The sequence below is a fragment of the Mesorhizobium sp. CNPSo 4689 genome, assembly GCF_057784325.1.
This window is the reverse complement of the sequence record NZ_JBWLUZ010000009.1, coordinates 124,142-149,749: the sequence shown is the minus strand read 5'-3', so window position 1 is coordinate 149,749 and position 25,608 is coordinate 124,142. Positions and strand designations below refer to the sequence as shown.

Annotated in this window: 17 protein-coding genes; 14 read left to right on the top strand and 3 right to left on the bottom strand. The window is 64.0% G+C overall.

Features of this window, described 5'->3' with window-relative positions; translation table 11 throughout:
- The first annotated feature begins 211 nt into the window (after nucleotides 1-211).
- From tagH to AC04SI_RS15530, 8 genes are all read left to right on the top strand, one after another.
- Nucleotides 212-1,255, top strand: a complete 1,044-nt coding sequence (gene tagH, locus AC04SI_RS15565; RefSeq protein WP_404278849.1) for a type VI secretion system-associated FHA domain protein TagH — start codon at nucleotides 212-214, stop codon at nucleotides 1,253-1,255.
- 315 nt (nucleotides 1,256-1,570) lie between these two features.
- Nucleotides 1,571-3,094: a type VI secretion system protein TssL, long form gene (gene tssL, locus AC04SI_RS15560; protein ID WP_404278851.1), complete on the top strand. Its 1,524-nt coding sequence runs from the start codon at nucleotides 1,571-1,573 to the stop codon at nucleotides 3,092-3,094.
- 25 nt (nucleotides 3,095-3,119) lie between these two features.
- A complete protein-coding gene (gene tssM, locus AC04SI_RS15555; protein ID WP_488474456.1) occupies nucleotides 3,120-6,671 on the top strand; it encodes a type VI secretion system membrane subunit TssM in 3,552 nt (1,183 codons plus the stop codon).
- Between the two features lie 153 nt (nucleotides 6,672-6,824).
- On the top strand, nucleotides 6,825-7,604 hold the full coding sequence (locus AC04SI_RS15550; RefSeq protein ID WP_404278855.1) for a PP2C family protein-serine/threonine phosphatase: 780 nt from the start codon (nucleotides 6,825-6,827) through the stop codon (nucleotides 7,602-7,604).
- The gene (locus AC04SI_RS15545) at nucleotides 7,604-10,057 is read left to right on the top strand and encodes a serine/threonine-protein kinase (protein WP_404278858.1); all 2,454 of its coding nucleotides are present in this window, start codon (nucleotides 7,604-7,606) and stop codon (nucleotides 10,055-10,057) included. Before AC04SI_RS15550 ends, AC04SI_RS15545 begins: the two co-directional genes overlap by 1 nt.
- 165 nt (nucleotides 10,058-10,222) lie before the next feature.
- A complete protein-coding gene (locus AC04SI_RS15540) occupies nucleotides 10,223-10,633 on the top strand; it encodes a DUF1036 domain-containing protein (protein ID WP_192182784.1) in 411 nt (136 codons plus the stop codon).
- The gene (locus AC04SI_RS15535; RefSeq protein ID WP_488474455.1) at nucleotides 10,630-12,993 is read left to right on the top strand and encodes a M23 family metallopeptidase; all 2,364 of its coding nucleotides are present in this window, start codon (nucleotides 10,630-10,632) and stop codon (nucleotides 12,991-12,993) included. Before AC04SI_RS15540 ends, AC04SI_RS15535 begins: the two co-directional genes overlap by 4 nt.
- Nucleotides 12,994-13,205: 212 nt before the next feature.
- The gene (locus tag AC04SI_RS15530; protein ID WP_488474454.1) at nucleotides 13,206-14,849 is read left to right on the top strand and encodes a caspase family protein; all 1,644 of its coding nucleotides are present in this window, start codon (nucleotides 13,206-13,208) and stop codon (nucleotides 14,847-14,849) included.
- 60 nt (nucleotides 14,850-14,909) lie between these two features.
- On the opposite strand, the gene AC04SI_RS15525 is transcribed toward AC04SI_RS15530, so the two are convergent.
- Nucleotides 14,910-15,446, bottom strand: coding sequence for an OmpA family protein (locus AC04SI_RS15525; protein ID WP_488474453.1), 537 nt, complete (start codon nucleotides 15,444-15,446; stop codon nucleotides 14,910-14,912).
- Nucleotides 15,447-15,697: 251 nt separating this feature from the next.
- Here AC04SI_RS15525 and AC04SI_RS15520 point away from each other — a divergent pair, with 251 nt between their 5' ends.
- Both AC04SI_RS15520 and AC04SI_RS15515 read left to right on the top strand, forming a co-directional pair.
- Entirely contained in the window at nucleotides 15,698-16,204 is a 507-nt protein-coding gene (locus tag AC04SI_RS15520; RefSeq protein ID WP_488474452.1) for a DUF6931 family protein, read from the top strand.
- A 179-nt stretch (nucleotides 16,205-16,383) separates the two neighbouring features.
- Nucleotides 16,384-16,635 (top strand): hypothetical protein, encoded by a 252-nt coding sequence (locus AC04SI_RS15515; protein WP_488474451.1) that lies wholly within the window; start codon nucleotides 16,384-16,386, stop codon nucleotides 16,633-16,635.
- Here the strand turns inward: AC04SI_RS15515 and AC04SI_RS15510 are convergent.
- Both AC04SI_RS15510 and AC04SI_RS15505 read right to left on the bottom strand, forming a co-directional pair.
- Nucleotides 16,580-19,129, bottom strand: coding sequence for a caspase family protein (locus AC04SI_RS15510; RefSeq protein WP_488474450.1), 2,550 nt, complete (start codon nucleotides 19,127-19,129; stop codon nucleotides 16,580-16,582). The genes AC04SI_RS15515 and AC04SI_RS15510 overlap by 56 nt on opposite strands.
- Before the next feature lie 332 nt (nucleotides 19,130-19,461).
- Nucleotides 19,462-20,859, bottom strand: coding sequence for an FAD-binding oxidoreductase (locus AC04SI_RS15505; RefSeq protein WP_488474449.1), 1,398 nt, complete (start codon nucleotides 20,857-20,859; stop codon nucleotides 19,462-19,464).
- A gap of 257 nt (nucleotides 20,860-21,116) precedes the next feature.
- Between AC04SI_RS15505 and AC04SI_RS15500 the strand changes: the two genes are divergently transcribed.
- The 4 genes from AC04SI_RS15500 to AC04SI_RS15485 all read left to right on the top strand — a co-directional run bounded on the left by AC04SI_RS15500 (nucleotide 21,117) and on the right by AC04SI_RS15485 (nucleotide 25,599).
- Nucleotides 21,117-22,595 (top strand): sugar ABC transporter ATP-binding protein, encoded by a 1,479-nt coding sequence (locus AC04SI_RS15500; protein ID WP_488474448.1) that lies wholly within the window; start codon nucleotides 21,117-21,119, stop codon nucleotides 22,593-22,595.
- Nucleotides 22,596-22,635: 40 nt separating this feature from the next.
- Nucleotides 22,636-23,640 (top strand): ABC transporter permease, encoded by a 1,005-nt coding sequence (locus tag AC04SI_RS15495; RefSeq protein ID WP_006206722.1) that lies wholly within the window; start codon nucleotides 22,636-22,638, stop codon nucleotides 23,638-23,640.
- Nucleotides 23,641-23,773: 133 nt separating this feature from the next.
- Nucleotides 23,774-24,760 carry a substrate-binding domain-containing protein gene (locus AC04SI_RS15490; protein ID WP_404278881.1) on the top strand — a complete coding sequence of 329 codons (987 nt, stop codon included), beginning with the start codon at nucleotides 23,774-23,776 and terminating at the stop codon, nucleotides 24,758-24,760.
- 62 nt (nucleotides 24,761-24,822) lie between these two features.
- Nucleotides 24,823-25,599 (top strand): SDR family oxidoreductase, encoded by a 777-nt coding sequence (locus AC04SI_RS15485; RefSeq protein ID WP_488474447.1) that lies wholly within the window; start codon nucleotides 24,823-24,825, stop codon nucleotides 25,597-25,599.
- Nucleotides 25,600-25,608 lie beyond the last annotated feature (9 nt).

Genomic DNA, 25,608 nt, shown 5'->3' with positions numbered 1-25,608 from the left:
GCTTCTTGGGCCGTCACACAAGGCCTTGTTCAGCCTAGCATATGTTTTCCCGCCGGCCAAAAAGAACAAGCGGCGACCGAACCTTGCCCTGAAGTGAGGTTAAAACCGGTAAAAGGCTCGAGCGATCGGCGGGCTGAAACGCGGCTGTCCCGCCATGCTCACAAGCTGCTAGAATGGCGAAGTATCGATCAGCGGTCCGCGGCTATTGCAGATGTTCATCAGTCTCCAGATCAACAACGTCGACGCCCTGCCCGCCGACATCTCGCCCGGCTACGCTGCCCGTGACCGCAGCTTCGAGATCGGCCGCGAAAATTGCGACTGGACCTTGTCCGACCCGGACAAGTTCATCTCCAGCCGGCACTGCGAGGTCCGCTACCAGGCAGGTGCGTTCTGGCTTTACGACGTCTCGCGCAACGGGACCTTCATCAACGGTTCGAGCCAGCGCATGGCCGGCCCACATCGGCTCGCTCATGGCGACCGGCTGCTGATCGGCCGCTATGTCATCTTCGTATCGATCGACGACGAACACGCCGCGACCGGTCATCCTCAAGGCCATGGCTCGACGCAACGGGAAATGCCGAGCCCAACAGGCCGGCCGCTGGATTTCGCGGACAGGCCTTCTTTCAGCCCGGTGGAGCGAGCGCCGGTGGCGGCACCGTCGCTGCAGCCCGTGTCCCTCGCCTCGACGAGAGACGAGCTGCTGCGCGAAATCGCCATCGCGGCCGGCATCTCGCCGGACTTGCTTCAATCGCGGGACCCGCATGAGGTTGCCGCTGAAATCGGCGCGGTGCTGCGCACGGTGGTCGAGGAACTAGCGATGCTGCTGAAAGCCCGTGCCGCCGCGAAAATCCTGGCCAAGAGCACGCACCGCACGATGATCAGCGCCACGGACAACAATCCCCTGAAGTTCGTGCCTGGAACCGACGACATCCTTGAAATCATGTTCGCACGGCGCAGGGCCGGCTATCTCGACGCCAGGCACAGCGTCGAGGACGCCTTCCGCGATCTGAAGACGCATGAATTCGCCACCTATGCCGCCATGCAGGCCGCGCTCTCCCGGCTGCTCGACGATCTGTCGCCCGAAGCGGTGGCCAGGAAACTGCCGCCTGCCTCTTTCACGTCGAAGAAGAGCCAGGCCTGGGATGCCCTTGTCGCGACATGGCGGAGCATGGAGGAAGCCCACGAAAACGGCATGCTGGATGTGTTCCTGGCCTATTTCAGCGAGGCCTATGCCAAGGCCGACAAGCAGAAATAGACTGGCAATTTGAAGCCCGCCGCAAGAACCCGGAAACCATGCCCAATGCATGGCCCGCTAAGAAGGCCTACTGCGTCCTTCCCATCGGCGATCTCTGAGATTACGATCACATACGACAGTTCGCCAAGCGGGTACGGCTGATTGACCTGGGGGTCTGCGGCAAATGTCATGTTACGGCGGGATAGCGTTCTGTAGCCATTCTTCCTCCGGACACTGCCCTCGTCAGCGGAGCGCGCATTTCCTACACCTGACCAGGGACCGTTTTTCGCCACTCTGGCGCGAACGCAGGCGCCGCACGTGGACTGCGGATCGGCAATGAGTTCGAAGGACGATCCTTTCGGCCCCGCGGGCAAGACCGTCATTCGCGCGCCGCGGCGCGAGCGTAAACCGGCGCCGGTTCCCCAGGAACCCGGTGCCGATGGCGGGCAGCCGGCGCAGGTCAAGCAATCAACGGTCTTCGATCCTGGCGTCGGCAGCCATGCGCCGGTGGGCTGGACCTCCGGAACCGTGATCTATCAAGGGGCGCCACCCGGAACCGCAGGCGCACGCAGTGTCGCGGGCGCTCCCCCGGTCCAGCCGGCGCCCGCCGTGCAGCAGGCTGTGCTGATCGATGCCGCCGACAGCGTCAAATATGCGGCTCAAAACCCGATCCTCGCCGCGGCGGCACCCTTGCTGATGCTGCTTGGCCAGCTCAGGCTTATCCCGGTCGAAAGAGAGGCGGAGCCGCTTGCCGAACACATCGCCGAAGCGATCGAAAAATTCGGCCGGACAATAGAGAAATCCGGCGTTGCCGATGAGGATGCGCGGATCGCGAAATTTGCTCTTTGCGAAACGGTCGACGATCTCGTCGGCAACCTGCCCTGGCCCAAGGAGGAGACCTGGGCGCGGCACGGCATGGTGTTGCGTTTCTTCCATGTCGAACCCGCCGGTACCGGCTTCTACGAGGCGCTGAACAAGATCCTGGCCAAGCCGGAAACGCATTACGACTTGCTCGAACTGATGCATGCCTGCCTGTCGCTCGGCTTCGAAGGCCAGTATCGCGGCTTGCCGCGCGAGGACAACAATCTCGAACGCGTCCGGCGCGACGTCTATGAGACGCTTCGCTACTTCAAGCCGCGGGACGGCGAGGATATTTCGCCCCATTGGCAAGGCCTGGCGGCAACTATGGCGCAGCCTTCGGCCCGGCTGCCGCTCTGGGCCGTCGCCGCCGCCGCGACAGCGCTGCTGACGGCGGCATTCTTCGCCTTGCGGGTGGTCATCACCGATGAGGGCGACGCGCTCGCCGGCGATTTGCTGGCGCTCAATCCGCCGACGCCGATCACCATAGAGCGCGCCAGTGTGGCGCCGCTGACCAAGCCGGTGAAAGTCGCCCCGCCCGCCCCCGCCGCCGGCACCCAGCTCGACCGCATCCGCTCGGCACTGGCCAAGGAGATCGAGGGCGGCGGCTTGAGCGTCGGCACGAAGGGCGATTTCATCGTCGTGGAAATCAACAATCTTGTGTTGTTTCAGCCCGGCAAGGCCGAGGTGAAGCCCGAATTCAACGCGATTGCCGCGGACATCGGCGCGGCCCTGGACCCCGAACGGGGACCAATCAGAATTGTCGGCCATACCGACAATGTGAAGCCGAAAAAATCGAGTGCGTTCAAATCCAACTTCGACCTCTCCGTCGCCCGGGCCAAGGCCGTCGAAACCATCATCGCACCGCAATTCAAGGACGCTTCGCGCATCGCAGTCGACGGCAAGGGCGAAGACGAGCCGATCGCCGACAATGCGACGCCGGAAGGCCGCGCCAGGAACCGCCGCGTCGACGTGATGATCCCGCGCGAGGAAACACTGTGAGCGCGCCCCGCTGGAGGCGCCGCCGATGACCTGGCTGCTGCGGATAGTCAGCATCCTCACGCTGGCCGGCTTTTCGGCCGCCGTGTGGTTTGCCGGGCCATTGATCCGTTTCGCCGACTCGCGGCCGCTGGGGCCCGTCTGGCTGCGCGCGACGATCATCAGCGTGATCGTGGCGATCGCGGCGTTCTCCTGGGGCTGGCGTTTCTGGCGAACGCGAAAGGCGCAAAAGGCGCTCGAAACCGCAATTGCCGGCAGCCGCGACAGGATTGACGACGCGCAGGTGCTCGAAGCACGCATGACCGAGGCAATCGCGACACTCAAGCGCTCGAGTGGCAGGCGCAATTTCCTCTATGAAATCCCCTGGTACATCGTCATCGGCCCGCCAGGCGCCGGCAAGACGACGGCGCTGGTCAATTCGGGACTGAAGTTTCCGCTTGCCGGTTCGGGCGATGCCCAGCCGGTGGCCGGCGTTGGCGGCACGCGGTCCTGCGACTGGTGGTTCACCGACGAGGCCGTGCTGATCGACACCGCCGGGCGCTACACGATGCAGGAGTCCGACGCGCAACGCGACAAGAGCAGCTGGCTCGCCTTTCTGTCGCTGCTCAAGACACACCGCGCCCGGCAACCGATCAACGGCGTCATTCTGGCAATTAGTCTGGCCGATCTCATCAGCCTCGACGATCAGAAACTCGAGGCCCATGTCACGGAGATCCGCAGTCGTCTGCGCGAAGTCTACGAGACACTGAAGATCCAGTTTCCGGTGTATCTGCTTTTCACCAAGGCCGACCTTGTCTCAGGCTTCATGGACTATTTCGGTGACTTCGACGAGGCGCGCCGACGCAAGGTCTGGGGCGCGACATTCCAGACGGCGGATCGCAACAAGAACATGGTCGGCGAGGCCGCCGCGGAATTCGACGCGCTGGCAAGCCGACTGGCGGAAGAGATCCCCGACCGCCTGCAGGAAGAAGCCGATCCGGTCGCGCGCATCGCCATCTTCGGCTTTCCGGCGCAATTCGCCGCGCTGAGGAGCCGAATTGCCGGGTTTGTCACCGGCACATTCGATCCGGCGCGCAGCCAGGTGAACGTCACCCTGCGCGGCCTCTATTTCTCCTCGGGCACGCAGGAGGGAACGCCGATCGATCAGCTGCTCGGCACGATCGGCCGCAGTTTCGGCAGCGCTTCCCAGGCGCATCTTTCCGGCACCGGCAAGAGCTTCTTTCTGCATGACCTGCTGACCGGTGTCATTTTCGCCGAGTCCGGCTGGGTCTCCTACGACAGGGCAGCGGAGCGGCGTGCGGCGTTCGCCAGATATGGCGGCTTTGGCGCGATTGCGTTGATCGCGGCCGCGGTGCTGGGCACGCTGGCGCTGAGCTTCGCCGCCAACAGGTCGCTGATCGCCTCCACCACGCAAGCCATCAGCCAATATCGCCAGACGGCGGACGCGCTGCTCAAAAGCACGACGGTCACCGACGTCGACCTCGAGAACGTCATCGGCCCGCTCGACCAGCTGCGCAACCTGCCTGCAGGGTATGAAACGGGTGACATGCCGGCATCGGTCGAGGAAAGCTTCGGCCTCAGCCAGCGCGAAAGACTGCTCTCTGCGTCAAAGGCGGCCTATAGGCAGGCGCTGGAGAGAACGTTCCGCTCGCGCCTCCTCATCCAGGCCGAGCGGACGATCCAGGCCAAGATGGCCGATCCGGCCGCGCTCTACGAACCGTTGAAAATCTATCTGATGCTGGGCGGCAAGGCGCCTAAGGTCGACGATGAGCTGATCGTTTCCTGGATGAAGCAGGATTGGGAGCAGAACCGGTATCCGGGCGAAAACAACCGCGAGGGACGGGCGCAGCTCGAAAAGCATCTGCGCGCTATGCTTGCGCTGGACGATGCCTATGATCCGGTCTTCCAACTCAACCAGCCGCTTATCGAAGCCGCGCAGCGCTCGCTCGGACGCATGAGCCTTGCCGATCGTGCCACGGCATTGATCAAATCGGCGGTTTACGCGGCGGCCTTGCAGGATTTTTCAGTCGCCGCGAAAGCCGGCCCGGAAGCACAGCTGCTGTTCGAACGCATCGATGGCAGCGAGCTGTCGGATCTTCGCGTTCCCGGTCTCTACACGCATGCCGGCTTCACCGACTTCTACCTCGGGCAGCTCTCGCGCATGGCGCAGATGCTGGTCGACGACCAGTGGGTCCTGGGCGGCGGCGGCGAACAGGGGGGCATCGACCAGGAGTTGCCCAAGCTCGGCCCCGAATTGCTCGACCGCTACGGCAAGGAATTCGCCGCGGCATGGAACGCCATTCTTGACCAACTGAGATTCAAGGCGATGCTGAAGGACAAGCCGGACTACATCGCGCTGTCCGCTGCCTCCTCGCCAGGTTCGCCGATCGACCGTCTTTTTACCGCGATCGCCGACGAAACGGCCCTGACCCGAGACCCCGACCCTGGGAGCGAGGCCGACACCGGCACGGCTCGAAACCAGCCGCAGGACACTGCGGATTTCGCCAGGGGCCTGGCTCGCATCGGCCTGCAGATCGGCAGCGGAAAATCGCAAAGCCGCGCCGGCACAGGGGCCGCGGGCACACAGGGCCAGCATCATCCCGGCGCCAACATCGATGCGCAGTTCAGGTCGTTCCAAGCTCTGGTGAGCGGTCCCGCCGGGCGCCGGCCGATCGATGCGCTGACCCAGAATTTCCGCGACATCCACCAGAGCCTGAAACTGGCGGCCGACGTCCCTTCGCAGACGGAACGCATCAACGCGAACCTGCAGCTTCAGATCGCCACGCTGCGCGCCAATGTCTCGCGTCTGCCAAAACAGCTTGCCCGCATGGTCAATGCGACGGCCGACGAGTTCGAGGGCAACGTCACCGAGACCTCGGTGGCGAATTTGAATCAGGCGCTCGACCAGACGGTCACGCAGCCCTGCGAGGAGGCTGTCAACGGCCGCTATCCCTTCGCCAGCAACGGCACCGAGGACATTGCGATGGCGGATTTCGCCAAACTGTTCGCGCCGGGCGGCGTGATGGACCGGTTCTTCGCGCAGAACCTCGCATCGATGATCGACATGACCGGCCAGGACTGGAACTGGAAACAGGATGCGCGCTTCGGACGCGACCTCTCGAAGTCGACCTTGAAGGACTTCCAGCTGGCGGCGGAAATCCGCGCCGCCTTTTTCCCGCTGGGCGGATCGGTGCCCTCGATCAGCCTCACCTTCACGCCGTTTTCGCTGCATGGCGACGCCGATCAAGCGGTGCTCGACGTCGACGGACAGACCGTCCAGAGCAGCCAGGCGGGCAACACGCCGAGCACGCTGTCCTGGCCGAACGGCACGGCGTCCTCGTCCGCCAGCTTGAGCCTCACGCCGGAGATGCCGGGCCGCGAATCCGCCATCAAGTTCGATGGTCCGTGGGCGCTGAAGCGGCTGCTGGACAAGGCGGCCGTCACCGGCAGCGAAGGCAATATGGAGGCGCGCTTCGTGATCGGCGGACGCGACGTCGCCTATACGTTGCAGGCCGGCTCGGGCCCCGTCCCCTTCCTTCTTCCCGCACTTTCCGCGTTCAGCTGTCCGAAAGCGTTTTGAGATGACCTTCCAGCTTGTGACGACACCCTCCCCGGCCCACGGACCCACGGGCCTTGATTTCGGTACTCTAATGTTCACGCTTGTGGCAGACTGGCGCGCGCGAGCGCCCGACGGTGCGCCACAGAGGACGCCTGAGAAGCGCTTGGTGGCAAATTGAACAATGTCGCCCTTCCCTTTGAAAGCTTCGGCGTCAGTCACAAGGGTTGTGTGCGCGAGCACAATGAGGACAACTATCTGGTCGAGCCGCAAACCGGCCTCTGGGTGGTGGCCGACGGCATGGGTGGACATGAAGCCGGAGAGGTTGCTTCGGCCAGCATCGTCGATCATCTGGCAACGATCGGCATAGCCAGCTCGGCGCCCGACCTTCGCGCACGCTTCGAGGACAGGCTGAGCCGGGCCAATGCCGAAATCCGCCGGATATCGCGAACGCGCGGCATAACCATCGGTTCGACCTTCGCCGCCCTTCTGGCGATGGATGGGCGCTTTGCCTGCCTGTGGGCAGGCGACAGCCGTATCTATCTGATCCGCAACGCCTCGATCTCGCAGGTTTCAAAGGACCATACCGAGGTTCAGGAGCTTCTCGACCGCGGCGTCATCAGCGAAGCCGAAGCGCTGACCTGGCCACGCCGCAATGTCATCACCCATGCGGTCGGTGTCAGCGATGATGTCGTCATCGATTTCCAGCAAGGCGAGCTCATGCCGGGCGACATTTTCGTGCTGGGCACGGATGGGTTGACGGCGCATGTCAGCGACGCCGAGATAGAAGCCGCGGCGGTGTCGAGCAAACCGCGCGCGGCATGCGAAAGCCTGCTTCAAACGGTGCTGGCGCGCGGCGGAACGGACAATGTCACCATCGTGCTGGTGAAGATCGGAGATGCGCGCAACGGGCAGACGCTGCATCCGGACCGGTCCAGAGCGGGGAATAGAGGCTGATGAGCCCCGACGACAAGACGCGAATCTCGCCGAACCTGACCAGCACCGGCGTGGGCACGCAACTCAGCGGCATCTACGAACTCGACGAGCGCATTGCATTCGGCGGCATGGGCGAGGTCTACCGTGGCCACAACATCCAGACCGGCGACCATGTCGCGATCAAGATCGTCCTGCCCGAATTCGCCCGCGACCAGACGATCCTGTCCCTGTTCAAGAAGGAAGCGTCGATCCTCAATCATTTGTCGCATGACGCGGTCGTTCGCTATCACGTCTTCACCATCGATCCCGGTATCGGCCGCCCCTACCTCGCCATGGAGTTCGTCGACGGTGAATCGCTGTTCGATGTCATGCGGCGCGGCGCCATGGCGCTGCAGGATGTGCGCAAACTCTGCCATCGCCTCGCCTCCGGCCTAAGTGCTGTGCACCAGGCGGGAGCCATTCACCGCGACCTCTCTCCCGATAACATCATCCTGCCGGGCGGCCGGGTCGACCGCGCCAAGATCATCGATTTCGGCATCGCGCGCTCGGCGACCGTGGGCGGCGAGACGCTGATCGGCGGAAAGTTCGCGGGAAAGTACAACTACGTTTCGCCCGAGCAGCTTGGCCTCTACAGCGGCGATGTCAGCGAGCAGTCCGATATCTACAGCCTGGGACTGGTGCTGGCCGCGGCGCTGCGCGGCAAACCGATCGACATGAGTGGCTCCCAGTTCGAGATCGTGGAAAAGCGCCGGACCGTCCCTGACCTCTCCGACATCGATGCCGATTTCAGGAACATTGTCGAAGCGATGCTGCAGCCGGATCCGCGCGACCGGCCGGCCAGCATGGCCGAAATCGCCAGGATGACTCGCGATGAAACCGACAGCGAAGCGACGGCGCCGCCGGCCTCGCTTAAGCCGCGCGAGCGGCCGGGCTTGCCACGAGCTGGAGGAACATTGGCGCCTGGGCCCAGAACCCAGGAGCAGCCTTCAAGGGCCCCCGGAGAACAGCGCTTCGTTCCGCACGTGCGACCCGCGCATCTGTCCGAACCGCGACCTTCGGCGGCCGCCCCACGCGCGGTCGCGCGCCCTGTCGCCACAAAGCCCAAAACGACCCGAAACATCGCGATCGCCGCCGTGGCGGCGTTGGCCGTGGTATCGGGGGCAGGCGTCTATCTCAGCGGCATCCTGACGCCGGCGCCGCTACCGCCTGCCGGCAAGACAACGCTTTCGGTGCCGGAGGCACCAAAACCAGCCCCGACCGATAGCGCGTCCAACACGCCGGAACCGGTAAAGCCGACGCCGCCGGAGGAGCCTCAAGCGCAGACACCGGCGCCGCCAGCTGAAAGTCCGTCAGATGCCGCGGCCGGCCAGAAGCCAGAGCCGGCACAGCCGGCCGAACCTCTCCCACCAGTCGAGGAAACCCCGAAGCCGACGGCAACCGAGACGCAAGCGCCATCCGAACAAGCGCCGCCCGAACAGGCGCCAACCGAAAAAGCGCCGCCGGCACCCCAGCCGGAGACCGTGACCCGCGACAGCCAGGAGACGGTGGTGCCACCCAAGGTCGCTCCAGCCCCGCCGCCCGCCAAGACCGCTCCAGCCCCGGCACCGGCCGAGAAAGCTGCACCTCCGCCCCAGCCTGAGATCGTGGTGACACAGAAGCCCGAGCAACCGGCCAACCAGCAGGCGAAGCCCAATGCAACGGTGCAAGTACCCGAACCCGAGACAGCCCAGCCGGAAGCCAAGACCGCACCGGCGCAACCGGCAGAACCACCTGTAGCCAACCCGCCGGACACGGATGTCGCCTTGAACGTGCCCAAGCCGGAAGTGCCGCCGGCCGTCGGCGCCATGGCGCTGCGCGCCTCCTGGGTGCGCGACTTCAGCGGCGGCGACTGTTTCTATGCGACCCTGACCGCGGCGACCGACAAATCCGCAGCGATCGAGGGCTTTGGCACGGAAGTCCAGCCCTTCGAGCGCATGCTGCAAGACTTTCAGGCGAGGTTCCATGTCGAGCCTGACATCAGCGTCCGCCTCATCGAACCAACCCAGTGCGAGATCACCAGTTTCCTGAGCTTTCTAGGCCGGACCGCCACCGACAAGCCGCAGCTCGTTCTCGACCGGACATCGGTGCCGGACGGCTCCCCGATCGGCGGCACGCTGGTGACACATGGCGGCCTGATCTCCAGCGTGCTGCTGATCGACCACAAGGGCATGGCCTTCAACCTCGACGACCGTATGGTCGTGCAATCGGACAGAGCGACCTTCAAGATCCCGATCGGCCTCGGCGCCGCCGACAAGGCGGCCGGCAAGGCCGTGCCGCAGATCATCCTGGTGATCACCGGCCCGCGGGACATCCAGGCGGCGGCCTTCTCCGCGCCGACGCCGGCCTCAGTGGTGCTGCCCAAAATTCTCGAGGAGATCGAGACCAGCGGATCCGAATTCTCCGCCACCGCCAAATATTTCCGGCTCGGCGGGTAGCATGGGCGCCCGATGGAACTCCGCCGCATGCGTTCTTCCTTCCCGCCCGCCCCCTCGCCCAAGCAACAGCGTGATTGGGATCGAGCAATTCCAGGAAAAGTGCGTAGCGGTTTTCCGTCCGGAATTGCGTCAAAACAAAGAGATAGAGCGCTGCTGACGGGTCGCATGAAGCTTGCCGTGATCCTGGGCGCGGCACTGCTGGCCATCCTGTCATCCAATCCCGCGCGCGCCGAATTCACCGTCTGCAACCAGACGCTTGATGTCGTCAATCTCGCCGTCGGCCAGAAGGTCGACAATGCCGACCAGACCGACGGCTGGTGGACCATCGGCGCGAACCAGTGCGTGAACGTCATCCGCGAGGAGCTGACCAACCGCTACGTCTACATCTACGCGACCGACGTCTTCGGTCATGCGATCCTGAACGGGTCGACCGAAATGTGCATCGAGCGGCGGCGCTTCTCGATCCGCGGCATCGATGAATGCTGGCAGCGCGGCCATATCGCCGCGGGCTTTCTCGAAGTCGACACGCTCGAACAGGCGCGGTGGACGTTTTTCCTGACCGGACGCAATCCGTGACGCACAGCATCGACACCAGCTTCAAGGCAAAGAAGCAGGCACGCCTGGCGCTTCGCAGGCGACGGCTGTGGTTGAGGCTCGCTGCCGGTCTCGCGGTCCTTGCGGTGATTTCGTTGGGCGTCGGCTTCTATCTCACCGCGGACTATTGGTCCTTCGGCGACGAGGACGAGGACCTGCACGCCGTCGAAGGCGCCGACGACGTGCCGGCCGACGCGTCGGTCTACGTGCCCGCCATCATCGATCTTGCCGGGGACCCGATGTGGATCACTCTTGCCCCCGACGCCGACACCTCGTCGAAGGCCCAGTCGATTGCGCGGCCGGCGGAACTCGATCAGGCCGGCGTCTCTCCGCAGATCGAGATCCTGTCGGACGTGATGCTCAGCGCCAGCGAGAAATTCATGACCACCATACCGTCGACGCAAGAGGATTTCGCATTCTTCCAGGCGCAGCGGCAGACCGCGCCGCCGCCGTCCGGCGACGTGCCGTCCAGCGACGCGCCAGCCAGCGACCTGCAGAACGAGCTTCAGCCATCGCCGGCAGCGGGCGAGACGCCGGCAACTGCGCAGCCGCAGGCTGATGCCGACGATCCCGAAGCCGGTTGGGGCGAAACGATCGATGCCGGCGAGGTCGCCCTTCCCGCGTTCCAGAAGACCCAGATCGAAAACAACACCAGCGTCGCGACCGTCACCAGCGAGTACCAGCGCTTCGAGGCAACCGAAGACACATTCGTGAAGATCCTCAACGACCGCAGCCTGGACAGCGTTGCGCTCGACGCGCATTTCTCCGCCGAGGATGCCAGGCAGGCGGGAGAAGCCCTCAAAAGCCTGTTCAACCGCGACGGCCTGGAACCGGGCTATGTCGTCGCCATGCGCGGTTTCAGGCCGACGCGCGAGACGGCGACGATGTCGCTGATGCAGGTTTCGATCTACGCCAAGAATGTCTTTGTCGGCACGCTGACGCGCAGCGCGGCGGGGGCGTTCGTATCGGGTGTCGACCCCTGGGTGCGCGAAGATCTGTTCAATTATTCGGGGGCACAGGAGGAAGGCACGCACAAACGGCAGTATCGCCTGCTCGACGCAATCTATTCGACGGCCGCGCGCAACAAGGTTCCGACCGGCGTGATCGGCGAAGCGATCATGTATCTGTCGCGAGGACAGGACCTGGATGCCTTCGCCAGCGAGGACCAGCGTCTGGTTCTGATCTATTCGCAGACGCCGCGCGGCAAGAGTGAGACCGACGGGCGGGTCTTGTATGTCGGTGTGCAAGGTACGGAAAAAAGCCTCGACTGTTTCGTCTTCCAGCAGAGCGACGGCCAGTTCGCCTGCGTCGGCGGCGACGATCAGGTGCGCTCGCTGACGGTCACCAACGGCATGGTGACGCCGGTCAACGGCGTCATGACCTCGACCTTCGGCCCACGCAAGCACCCAATTCTGGGCGTGGTTCGCATCCACAAGGGCGTCGATTGGGCAGCCCCCGTGGGGACGCCGATCGCCGCCGCCTTCGATGGCGAGATCAGCTTCCAGGGCGACGGCGGCGGCTACGGCAATCTGGTGAAGATCGCGAGCGGCAACGGGCGCGAGACGCGCTACGCGCATATGCAGAAATTCGCGATCGCCAGCGGTGTCGGCACCAAGGTGAAGGCCGGCGACATCATCGGCTATATCGGCACCACAGGTCTCTCGACCGGACCGCATCTGCATTTCGAACTCTATCAGAACGGCCAGGCGATCGATCCGCTCGGCACAGTGACCGCGGCGATCGCCACAACGAGCGATCCTGCCGTCGAAACGCTGACCGACCGCATCGTCCATGTCGAAAGCGGCGGCAGTGCCCGCGCCAAGAATCCGCTGTCCTCGGCAACCGGCGCCGGCCAGTTCATATCAAAGACCTGGATCAGGATGATGAACACCTACCGTCCCGATCTCGCCCGCACGCTGTCGACCGCCGATCTGCTTGCGCTGCGCTACGACGCCACGCTTTCGCGCGAGATGGTGCGCAACCTGGCGCGCGAAGGCGAAGCCTATCTCAGGGCCCGCGGCCACCAGATCACCGCCGGCCGGCTCTACCTTTGCCATTTCCTCGGCATGGAAGGCGCGCATCAGGTGTTGGCGGCGCCGGGGTCGTCGCAATTGAGCGCCGTGCTCGGGTCGGCCGTCATCCAGGCCAACCCGTTCCTCACCGGCAAGTCCGCCAGTTACGTCGTCGACTGGGCCGAAAGGAAAATGGGACGCAAGCTCCCGCCGCCGACCGGGACGGGCCAGGGAACGACCACGGTGGAAATCCGGCAGACATCGCCGGAGTTCGAAAAATACAAGCAGGCTGTCACGGCCCTCATAGGCTCGATTCAGAAGACGCTTTGAGCCTGCCGCTTGCAGCGTTTCGCCGTCATCGTTGGTGTTCCTGCCGCCAAGTGTTACAATAACGAACTTTTTTCGGGCTCTTTGTGAACCAAAACTGTGGTCGAGGTCACATACGCTCAAGAGCCGTTTTGGCAGAAGCGACTGTGTCGCTAGTGAAAGTTTAGCATGCGCAGACATCAATAGCGCGCCCCAGTGGGGCGGAGGGCTGATCCATGAAAGCGTTCGCCGTCCTTGTGAGCGGAATTATCCTGTTTGTCCTTGCCTCGCTTGGCGCCCAGGCTGCAGCACCCGATGCTGCCGCGCCCGACGCCAAACGCGTGGCGCTGGTGATCGGCAACAGCAAATACGTCCACGCGGTTGCCTTGCCCAATCCCGCCAACGATGCCCACCTCATTGCATCGACCCTGCGCAATGCCGGCTTCGAGGTGATCGAGGGGGTGGATCAGGACAACGCCGGCATGCACAGCCTGATCAGCCGGTTCACCGAGCAATCCTACGACGCTGACCTTGCCGTCATTTTCTATGCCGGCCACGGCATGCAGGTCGACGGCAAGAATTTCCTCATTCCGGTCGACGCCGAGCTGACATCGCCCGCCTATCTCAAGACCCGTACCGTCCAGATCGACGAGTTCATGGCGGCATTGCCGTCCGACCCTGCGGTCGGCGTCATCATCCTCGATGCCTGCCGCGACAATCCGCTCGCCAGGACGCTGGCTGCCTCGCTGCCGAAGTCGCGCTCGCTGGGCTCAGGCCTGGCGCCGATCGAAGCAAGATCGGAAGGCGTCGGCACCGGCGGCATCCTGATTGCCTACGCAACGGATCCGGGCGCCATCGCCTTCGACGGCAACGGCGTCAACAGTCCCTACTCCACCGCGCTCGCCAGGCACCTGACCGAGCCAGGCATTGAGATCCAGAGCGCACTGACGCGCGTGCGCGGCGAAGTGACCGAGACCACCAAAGGTCGCCAGCGCCCGTGGCATAACGCGTCGCTGGGGCGCGAGGTCTTCATTGGCAAACCCGTCGTGGCGGCGCCTGCGGCAAAGCCAGCCACCGACGCAGCCGGTGCCGCGGCGGCAGCCGCTCCCGCCCTGGTGGTTGGTGAGCCTCCGTCCTGGGAGGTCGAGCAGCGCCTCTGGGATGAAGCCTCCAAGCGCAACTCGGTGCCGTTCTACGAAGCCTATCTCGAGCAGTTTCCAAGCGGCCGCTTCGCCACCGTGGCGCGGCTGAGCATCGATGAACTGAACGACCCCAAAGCCGAAGACCGGCAGGTGGCGGCAGTCGATACGGACGAGGAAAACGCCAACTCCGGCTCTGCCGTGCGCACATCGGTCGGCATTTCGGACGACATGAAGCAGGCGCTCGGTTCCGAGCTGACGGAAAGCGCCATCGGTCTCGACCGCGAGGGTCGCATCGACCTGCAGTTGCGCGTCGAAGCGCTGGGCAACGAACTTGGTCGCGTCGACGGAAACATCGGGCCCAAGACCCGCCAGGCGATCGGCGACTGGCAGGAGAAGAACGGTCTGCCGCCGACAACCTTCCTGACGCGCGAGCAACTGGCGTTCCTGGTCATCCAGACAGACCCGATGATGGACGCTGTGCGCGCCAGGCACGCCGCCGATCAGGTTCGTCCGGCACCGCCGAAGAAGCAGTCGGTGCAGAAGGCCCGCGCGCAAAAGCCGGTGGCACAGAAGCCCCGCAAGAAACAACAGCAGGTCGTGCAGAGGAAGCGCGCCAACCGCGATACCTTGGTCGGGCGGGAAGACTCCCCGCCGCCTGAGAACAACAACGACTTCCTGACCAAGGCGCTGATCTTCGGCACCGGCGTGGCTGTCGGCGGCGCGCTCAACAAGAACTGACGGACCGGCCTCTGGAGCCTTTTCGGCAGCCCCGGCGCGATACATTGCCGGGGCTGTTGGCTATTGCGCGCTTATGCGCATCTCCACCCGCCGGTTGAGCGGATCATAGGGATTGGGGGCGCGCGGATTGTTTTCGCCCATGCCAATCGCCTTGATGCGGGCTGCCTCGACACCGCTGGATGTCAGGAAGGCGGTCACCGATTTTGCCCTTCGTTGCGACAGTCCCTCATTGTAGCGGGCCGAGCCGGAGGCATCGGTGTAACCTTCGACGACGAAGCTGAGTGTGCTCAACCGGCTGTCTTTCAGCGCTTTGGCGAACTCGTCGAGCTCGGAGCGGGCGGTCGCGTCGAGCTCGGCGGAATCCAGTCCGAAATTGATCAGCATGTCGAGGCTGGATTTCTTGGCCGGCGCCTTGTTCGTCTCGCTCTTGCTGCTGCACTCTTCCTCGGTGCCGACGCAGATGCCGCGCGCCGCGCCGAGATCGCCGGCTCCGGCAAAGAACTTCACGATGTCTTCCGATTTCTGCGTTGGATCGGCGGAGGCGTGGGTCGCAAAAACCACGACCGCCAACACGAGGGCTGAACTGCCGAAATTCATTGCGGTTACTCCTGTCTGAGCATCCGATTTTGCCAGCCGCGGACTATACCAAATCTTGCGGCGATTGTCTGTGAACAAACGCACGCGGCCGGCCGGCCGCGGCCTAGCCAAAGGAGAGACTTGACCCGCGCCTCGCCGGGCGCTTGAGTGGCGGATATTCCCTGGGGGAAAGCGTGGCGGCCATGGCCAACGGGCTCCGATTCAGAACGGCACGGGATCTTTTCATGGCTTGTCCCGCTATCGCTAGGGACATGCGCACGGCGCCGACCGAACAGGCTTCGATCGAGTTCTGCCGCGCCCTGCTCGCCGGCCGCGTGCCGGAGGAGGCGATCACGTTCTGCGCCTATCTGCTTCCCGAGCGGGCCGCACTCTGGTGGGCGCATGAGTGCCTGAGCCATTTGACCGAACTGCTCGACGGCAATGACCAGGAACTGCTCGCATTGGTTCGCGATCGGGTCGGCGAACCCGACAGTCCTCACCATCGCGCGGCGGTGAGCACGGCCGCCGCAACGCAGCCGGTGACGCCGGGCGGCTGGATCGCCCTGGCCGCGGGATGGGATGATATCGGCCCGGCGGCCACAAACCCGGCAGCGGACCTGCAACCCTTCCCAGCCGCCCATGCCGTCAACGCAGGAGTTCTGGCCGGACTGGCGCGCGTCGCGCTCGATGAGCGTTTTGCCGTTCTCTCCGCCTTTGTCGAGATGGGCATCCAGATGGCGGAAATCGAAGCGCTGCACCAATCGGCGGATACGTATTAGCCCGCGGCGGAAACGCCTGCCCGCTAACACCTACTGATCAACCTCCCCAGCCGCCGCCACCGCTGCTTCCGCCTCCGCTTCCGCCTCCACCTCCACCTCCACCCGCAGTGGGAAAGACAGGCGGCTTTACAGGGGCTGCTTCAACCGGCTGGACCTCCTCAACCGGTTCGGCCACGGTGGTGACCTTTTTCTTCTTCAAGACCTTTGGCGGCGGCACCGCGCGAACGACCTTCGGCTGGGGCTTCGCCACCAACGGTGTCGGTTCAGGCTGGGGCATCAAGGACGTGCAGCCCATGAGCCCGGCCATAAAGCCGGACAGAATTGTGCCGATGATTGCCTGCTTCAATGTCCTGCCCACCATTGCCTCCCAGTTGATCAAAACACGTCCCGACGCGGATTGGCTTCTTCCCAGACTCGCCTGGCCACCTTGACCAGTTGTGCGTCCAGCGAACCGGCCGCGGGAATCTTCGACTTGAGTTCCTGGCGCAGCTCTTTCAGCGCCGCCGTTTTCGGCTTCTCTCCGAATTGCGCCAATACCTTCGGAGCGTCCGGCAACTCCTTGCGCAGATCGAGCGCGACCGCGAATGCAAGGAAACGCACGGCGACGGCCTGATCGGCGCTGTCGCCCTTCTGCATTTCGAGAGCCGCGCGGTCATAGGCACCGGACTGGTCGCCGCGCGCGGTTGCCAGCTCGAACAGTCTTTGCGCTTCGGCGAGATCCTGCTCCACGCCGACGCCATCGCGGTACATGCGCGCAAGGCTGGCCGGAGCGTATGGCTGGCCAAGGTCCATCGCCTTCTGGAAAAGCGCCTGCGCCTGCTTCGGGTCTTTCTCCACGCCCTGACCGCTGAGGTAATTGCGGCCGAGCAGGTTCATCGAATACATGTCCTGCCGCTGCACGCCGGCCTCCAGGAAGGCGACGGCACGAGCCGCATCGGCGGTCACGCCGTTGCGGCCCTCGGTGAAGATCGCGGCGAGATCGTTCATGGCGTAGGTATGCCCCATCGCCGCCGCCTTGAGCAGCAGGTCCAGGCCCTTGGCCGTATCGGGCTTGACGCCATAGCCATTGAACAGGGCGCGGCCCCAGGACGTCATGCCATAGGGATCGCCCTTGTCGGCCGCCGCCTTGTAGAGGGCATTGGCTTGCGTGCGGTCGATGGCCATTCCGGTTCCGGTCGCATACAAGTAGCCGAGCTCGAACACGGCGCGCACATGTCCCTTCTTGGCGGCCTCCTCGACGGCCGTCTTCGCTTCCTCGACCTTGCCGGCCGCAAGCAGCGCGCGCCCCAGTTCGTAGCGGAAGCGCGGCACATCCGGATAGGCCTTTACCGCGGCCTCGCAGACCTCCACCGCCTTGGCGCCGATTTCATTCGGCAGCAGGCCGGGCACGACGCCCTGCAGGTCGAGCGGTTCTCCGGCGGCGGTATCGCAGGGGTCGACCGTCGGCGACAATTTCATCGTGGCGGGCTTGGACGAGCTGGCGTCCGCCCGGATCTCGAAGCCGACCGTGACCGGCGCGCCGGCGCCGATCTGGGGTTCGTAGCGCAAATGGTCGACTTCACCGGCCACCAGGCTCGATTCGGGCGACAGGGTTCGATCCGGCAGCGAGAGCGTTCCCGTTGCCGGATACCCCGAAACCTTCAGGCTGACCGCCGGATCGTCGGTCGGGAAATCCAGGTTCAGTGCAACCGGGCCCACGCCCACGGGAACATCGATGTCGCGGTTTTCGATCGCCTCGGCCGCACCGGTGATGTGAATGCCGCGCTCCAGCACCTGCTGCTTCTGCTCGGCCTCGAGCGAAGCCATGACCTGCTGGCCCTCGGCGCCTTCGCCGCTTTTGACGCGGAACACCAATATGCCCTGGGATTGGCCGCCCCAATTGTCATGCGTGGCATAGGCCAGCATGTCCACCTCGTCCTGCGTGGCGACTCCCTTGGGGACATCCATCTTCAGGCGTGGCAGGTCCCTGCCCTGGATGGGCTCGCCCGCCTCGACAGGCTTGCCGTCCAGCATCAGGCGCCCGAGCGCGGGGGGTCTCTCAATACTCACGGTGATTGTTCCGCCGTCGACATCGACTGGTTCCGGCAGGCCGAGATCGACCGGGCCGACCCCCGACAGCACGACCTTCTCCAGCACCGGCGGCAGCGATGGGCGATTGCTGCGGCGCATGAACACGACTTCGTCGATCAGCGACGAGTTCTCCCAGGGAACCTGCACGCCTTTCGTGGCCTCGACCACATCCCGGCGCACCGCCGCCATGACCGTGCGAATCTCCTGGTTCGGCGCGAGCGCGCGACGCGAGAACGCTGCCGAGAACGGACTGAGGTCGCCGGTGCCGTCATAGGCGACCGCCCCGGGTTCGGTGGCAAAGGCAATCAAGGTGTTCAGCGAGCTTCGCACCTGCGCAAGGCCGGTATTCCCTGCGGTGAGAAGTTGGTCTCGCAGCCAGTAATCCTTGCGCGGAAATGGATTGTTGCGGCAGGCATCGAGGATGATCACCTGGATCTTCGACTTCGAACGCAACTGCTCCAGCACATCGTTGAGCTTGATGGCCTGAACCTCGATGTCCGCCGCCTTTTTCAACGAGGCATCGACCGGGATCAGGAAATTTTCGCCACCGACCTGAAAACCATGTCCTGAATAGTAGACGACCGACAGATCCGAGCCGTCCGCCGCCGAGAGATAGTTGCGAAACTGCTCCTCGAATTGAAGCTTGGTAAGATCCTTGGCGACGAAGACCTCGAAACCGGCCAGCCGAAACGTTTTGGATACGTCCTCGGCATCCTTGTCCGGGTTCTTCAGCGCCGGAATGTTCCGGTAATCGGAATTGCCGATGACAAAGGCAACCCTTCGATCGGCGTTAGCTTCGAACGCCGTGAAGCCCGCGAGGATCAAGGCTGCAATGAACGCGCAGCATCGGAGCATGGCAGATTCCTTAACTGCTATTACCTGGAGACCACAAGAATGCAGCTTGCGGCATCGAGGTCTGTTAAAGAGGTCACAGTCTGCCGAGACAGAAAAAGAGAGAGAAAAGCCGTCGCGACAGCGGGCACATTCCTCGTCTGATCAGGCTCTAAATTAGCTCAGAGCCGAGCTGTCCGCAATGATGTCGACGGGTTCGAGCGTACACGGGTGGCGAATGGTGAACACCAGCCGCGCCACCGCCAGGACGATGCGATGCTTCGCCGGGAGACCGGCCACCGGCCTCATCGAAGATATGCCCCGAGTAGAACTCTCCGATGCTCGATCTGACGGGGTTAGAGACCTCGGGGCGCGGCGTCGAATATCCGCCCGGGATTGAGGATGTTGTTCGGGTCGAAGGCCGACTTCAGGCGCCGCATGGCGGCGATCTCGGCCTCGCTGCGCACCAGGTGCAGCCACTTCTTCTTGTCGAGGCCGATGCCGTGTTCGGCCGAGACGGCGCCGCCGGCGGCGGCCACGCCCCGATAGATGATGTCATAGGCCAATGCCGGCTCGCTGGTCTGCACCTGATAGTGGAGATTGCCGTCGCCGAGATGGCCGAAGACGTAGATCTCGGCATTGTGGTCAGCAGTGCGGATCGCCGCTTCCGCATCTCGAAGGAACGCTGCCATCCGCGCCAGCGGGATGCTGATGTCGACGCCGACCAGGCCCTCGATCGAAAACAGGAAGCGGTTGGCGTCTTCCCGCACGTCCCACAGCGCGCGGAATTCGCGCGGCGACTGCGAGACGACCACGTCGTCGATCACGCCCTCCTCGACGGCCTGCATCAGCACCGCGGCGAACCGCTCGCCGTCCCGGTCCGGCTCGGTGCCCTGTATCTCGGCCAGCACATAGACGGGCGAACCGGCAGGCAGCGGCGCCGGCGCCTGCATGCCGGCGACCATGGCGCCGTAGAGCGGCGAAAAGTTCACCTCGTAAGCCGACAGCAACGGCCCGAGCCGTTGCCTGAGCAGCCCGAGCAGAGCGATTGCCGCTTCCAGCGAGGCCAGCGCGCAGAAGGCGTTGACCTCCGTGGCCGGCTTCGGGTGCAGCCGCAGGCAGGCGCGCGTGACCACGCCCAGCGTGCCTTCGCTGCCGATAAAAAGCTGGTTGAGATCGTAACCGGAATTGTCCTTGGGCAGGCCCTTGAGCGAGGTCAGGATCGACCCATCGGCCAGCACCGCTTCCAGACCCAGAACCTGCGCGCGGTACATGCCGTAGCGCAGCACGCGAATGCCGCCGGCATTGGTGGCGACATTGCCGCCGACGGTGGCCGTTCCCCGCGCCCCGATATCGACGCCGAACAGCAGGCCGGCTGCATCGGCAGCGTCCTGAACCACCTGCAGCGGCACGCCGGCTTCGGCGACGATCGTCGCCGCCTCGCGGTCGGGCGCCTCGATCGCCGTCATCCGCTCCAACGACAGAACCGCCTCGCCCGGCTCGACGCGCGCCGCACCGGCAAGGCCAGTGCGGCCGCCATGGACGACGAGCGGCTGTCCGATGCCGTTGCAGAGCCGCAGCATCTCGGCCACCTCCGTCGTGGTGCGCGGACGCAGGACGAGTTCCGGGCGCACTCCATTCTTTCCGGAAAGGTCGTCGCTGTAACGCGGATCGACCGCATCACCAACCAGGACAGAAGCGGTGTCGAACCGCGCATGGAGCTGGGAAAGAAGCTGTTCCAACGGTCGCGTCATAGGGTCTGGATGTCCTGGAAGAAGCCTTGCTCCCGGCGTCCTGCCTTGGGGCAGAGCCTTGGTCAGCGCTGCATGAAATACGCTTGCCAATGAGGTTGGACGCGCAGCGGAAAACCGTCAATCCAGGCATTGCAAAATCAATCACTTGACATTTGTCGATCATGAACTGACTATTGTCAGCATCGACATTTGGAGACGGGCAGGTCCGGTGTCGATCACCCCAAACTGGGTTGCCGAATGCGTGGGAGGAGAACGGCGTGGAGCTTTTGCTCGAGGTGGAGGGGCTGAAAAAGTCCTTTGGTGGCGTCGCCGCCTTGCGCGACGGCCGCTTTCAGCTTCGAGCCGGCACGGTTCATGCACTCTGCGGCGGCAACGGCGCCGGCAAATCGACCTTCCTCAAGATCCTGATGGGCATCTTCAAACGCGATGCCGGCGCCATCCGCCGGCGCGGCAAGGAGGTGGAATTCGCAAGCCCGGCCGACGCACTGGCCTCGGGCATTGCCATCATCGAACAAGAACTCAGCCCCGTTCCCCATATGACGGTCGCCGAAAACATCTATCTCGGCCGCGAGCCCAAGGCGCGCTTCGGCGGCATCGATTTCCGGGCCATGAACCGGTCGGCGCAAAAGCTGCTGGACGATCTCGAATTCGATATTCGCGCCACAAGCTACATGATGAACCTCTCGGTCGCGCAGATGCAGCTGGTCGAGATCGCCAAGGCGCTCAGCCACGACGCGGAGGTCATCTTCATGGATGAGCCGACGTCGGCGATCGGCGAGCGCGAGGCCCAACACCTCTTCGACGCGATCCGCCGGCTGCAGGCGCAAGGGCGCGGCATCGTCTATGTTTCCCACCGCCTGTCGGAGATTTTCCAGATCGCCGATTCCTACACGGTCTTTCGCGACGGCGCCTATGTCGGCAGCGGGGCGCTTGCCGAAATCGACCGGCCCGGCCTCATCCGTATGATCGTCGGGCGCGAGCTGTCGGAGGAGTACCTCAAAACCAACGTGCCGACGCCGCAAACCGGCATCGAGGTCGCCGCGCTCTCCTGCCCGAACAAGATCGAGGACATCTCCTTCTCGGCTCGCAAGGGCGAGATCTTCGGCATTTACGGCCTGATGGGCGCCGGGCGAACGGAAATCTTCAACTGCCTGTTCGGGCTCGATAAACCGTCGGCGGGACGTGTTGCGGTCGACGGCGCCGAGGTCACCATCTCCAAGCCGGCGGACGCCATGGCGCTTGGCCTGGCACTGGTCACCGAAGACCGCAAGCTGACCGGCCTTAATCTCTCCGATTCCGTGCGGGCAAACATCTGCATGGCGAGCCTGCCGGAAATGAGCCCCGCCTTTGGCATGGACCGGGCTCGCGAGGCGCGGGCAAGCCGCGACATGCGTGATCAGTTCCAGATCAAGGCGGAGCGCGACACCATGCCGGTCTCCGGTCTTTCGGGAGGCAACCAGCAAAAGGTGGTGCTCGGCAAATGGTTCCTGCGCAACCCGAAAGTCCTGCTGCTGGACGAGCCGACCCGCGGCGTCGACGTCGGCGCCAAGCGTGAAATCTATCGGATCATCAGCGACTTCGCCGCCGCCGGCGGCACCGTGGTGATGATCTCGTCTGAAATCGACGAAGTTCTCGGCATGTCGGACCGGATCATGGTGATGCGGGCCGGCAGGAACGCCGGAATCTTCAGCCGGGAGGAAACGGATGCCCAATCACTCGTCCACCTTTCAACCTGAACCGGGACAGGGTGTTCGCTCAATGGCAGAGGAGTCGGTAATGTCGGTTGGCGACGACAAGAAGGCAAAGGGCTGGCTGGGTTCCGAGCAGCGCCGGCTGTTGGTCCAGGAGTATGGCATCTTCCTCGCCTTCCTGATCCTGGTGGCGGTTCTGTCGGTCTCGAACGAGTTCTTCCTGACCGCCGGCAACATCTCGAACGTGCTGCTGCAGACGTCGATCAACGGCGTCCTCGCCATCGGCATGACCTTCGTCATCCTGACCCGCGGCATCGATCTCTCCGTCGGCTCTGTTGTCGCGCTTGCCGGCATCGTCAGCGCCAGTTTCGTCACCAGCTCCGCGACCGCCGGAATTTCCGGCGCGCCCTATCCCGTCGCGCTGGGGATCGGCATCGGCCTGCTGGTCGGCATCGCCTGCGGCGCCGTCTCCGGCCTGATCGTGTCGCGGTTTTCGGTGCCGGCCTTCGTGACGACGCTGGGCATGCTCTCGGCCGCGCGCGGGCTGACCCTGATCTATGGTGGGGGCCGTCCCGTCCCCGCGCTAACGCCGGCCTTCCGCTGGATCGGCACGGGCGACGTCTTTGGCATACCCGCGCCGGTCATCATTCTCGCGATCGTGTTCGCCGTTTCGTGGTGGATCCTCAACCGGACCCGTTTCGGCCGCTACATCTATGCCGTCGGCGGCAACCCGCATGCGGCCAGGACCTCGGGCATCAACATCACCCGCATCCAGTTCGTCGTCTACGTCATCTCCGGCGGGCTTGCCGGTTTCGCCGGAATGCTGCTCAGCGCGCGCACCGGTTCGGCACTTCCGCAGGCCGGCATCGCCTATGAACTCGATGCGATCGCGGCGGTGGTGATCGGTGGAACCAGTCTTTCCGGAGGCGTCGGCCGGGTCACCGGCACATTGATCGGGGCGCTGATCATCGGCGTCATGAACAACGGCCTCGATCTCATGGGTATCCAATCCTACTACCAGCAAGTGCTCAAGGGCGCCCTGATCGTTGGCGCCGTGATGCTCGACCAGAAGAGGAACTACGGGGCTTAGCGTTTTGGATCCAAAGCGGATTCCGCCTTGGCAATATCGATGCTCGACAGCCCCTTCAGGCACCGGACCTGCATCACGCGCGTCCGTTGAAAGGCGAACCATGTCGGTCGCTCACTCAAGTGGAGGTAACAAAATGAAAAGATGGATGATTGCGCTCGCATCCGCGACCGCGCTGCTGGCCTCGTCTGCGATGGCGCAGGAAAAGATCAAGATAGGTGCGGCACCCTACGGCTTGAATGCGGAATTCATGCAGATCTGGGCGGCGGCGCTTCAGGAGCACCCGGCCGTCAAGAGCGGTGAAGTCGAGCTGACGGTGTTTGACGGCCGCTATGATGCGCTGGTCCAGCAGGATCAGTTCAAGACGATGGTCACGCAGAAATACAATGCGATCATCTTCGCGCCGATCGACGTCGACGCCGGCGCTGCCGCCGTACAGTCGGCCGCCGACGCCGGCATTCCGGTCATCGGCTCGAACACCCGCGTCAATTCCGATCTGCTGACCTCCTATGTCGGATCAGACGACACGATCTCGGGCTACATGGAAGCCAAAACCGTGCTCGACAAGATCGGCTGCAAAGGCAACGTCGTCATCCTCGAAGGGCCGGTCGGTCAGTCCGCGCAGATCTCGCGCCTCGAAGGCAACAAGAAGGCGCTTGCCGAATGCCCTGACGTCAAGGTGCTCGAAGACCAGACGGCCAACTGGTCGCGCGCCGAAGCCCAGACGCTGATGGAAAACTGGCTGACGGCCCACCCGAAGCAGATAAACGGCGTGATCGGCCAGAACGACGAAATGGCCCTCGGTGCAATCGAGGCGATCAAGGCCGCTGGCCTTGACGTCAAGAGTTTCGCCATTGCCGGCATCGACGGCATCACCGACGCCCTCCACGCCGTCAAGGCCGGCGAGATGACCTCGATCCTCCAGGACGCGCGCGCCCAGGCTCAAGGCGCGCTCGACCTCGCAATCTTCAATGCCAAGAAGGGTGACTACAAGCCTCAGTCTGACATCTGGACAACCTACAAGGACATGCCGTGGAACGACGGCAAGGAGAAGATCTACAATGTCCCGTGGACGCCCGTGACGGCTGAAAACGTCGACCAGCTGCTGGCGACGCGCAAGTGATACACCCGTGGGGCGGGCTGACCGCCCGCCCCACTTTCCACCAGGACTGGAAGAAGAAAACCATGACCGATTCAGATTCAATAGACGTCGATCTCAATTTTTCGCTGGGCGGCAAGGTCGCCCTGGTCACCGGCGGCGCCTCAGGCATCGGCAGTGCCATTGCATCGGCATTTGCCGCGAAAGGGGCCGTCGTCGGCGTGATCGATATCAATGAATCGGTTGCGCGGGCGAAGGCCGACGAACTCGGCAACGGCGCGAAATCCTTCGTCTGCGACGTGGCCGATCCAAGGTCCGTGGAGGCGGTGTTCGCCGCGGCGCAAGCGGCTTTCGGCCAAATCGACATCGTCGTCAACAGCGCCGGCGTCGCCATCCTTGCTGCCGCCGAGGAACTCACCCTCGACGCCTGGGACAAGACGATCGACATCAATCTCAAGGGAACGTTCCTTGTCTGCCAGGCTGCCGGGCGCGCCCTGATCAAGGCCGGCAAGGGCGGCAAGATCATCAACATGGCCTCGCAGGCCGGCAGCGTCGCGATCGACCAGCATGCCGCCTATTGCGCCTCGAAATTCGGCGTCATCGGCCTGTCGAAGACGCTCGCGGCCGAATGGGGCAAGCACGGCATCACGGTCAACACGATCTCGCCGACGGTCGTTCTCACCGACCTCGGCAGGAAGGCCTGGGACAACCCGCGCGGCGAGGCGCTGAAGCAGCGCATTCCGACCGGGCGCTTCGCCTTTCCGCAGGAGATCGCCGCGGCAGCCGTGTTCCTGGCGTCGAACGGCGCCGACATGATCAACGGCGCCGACCTCCTGGTCGACGGCGGCTACACCATTGTCTGAGCGGCGAAG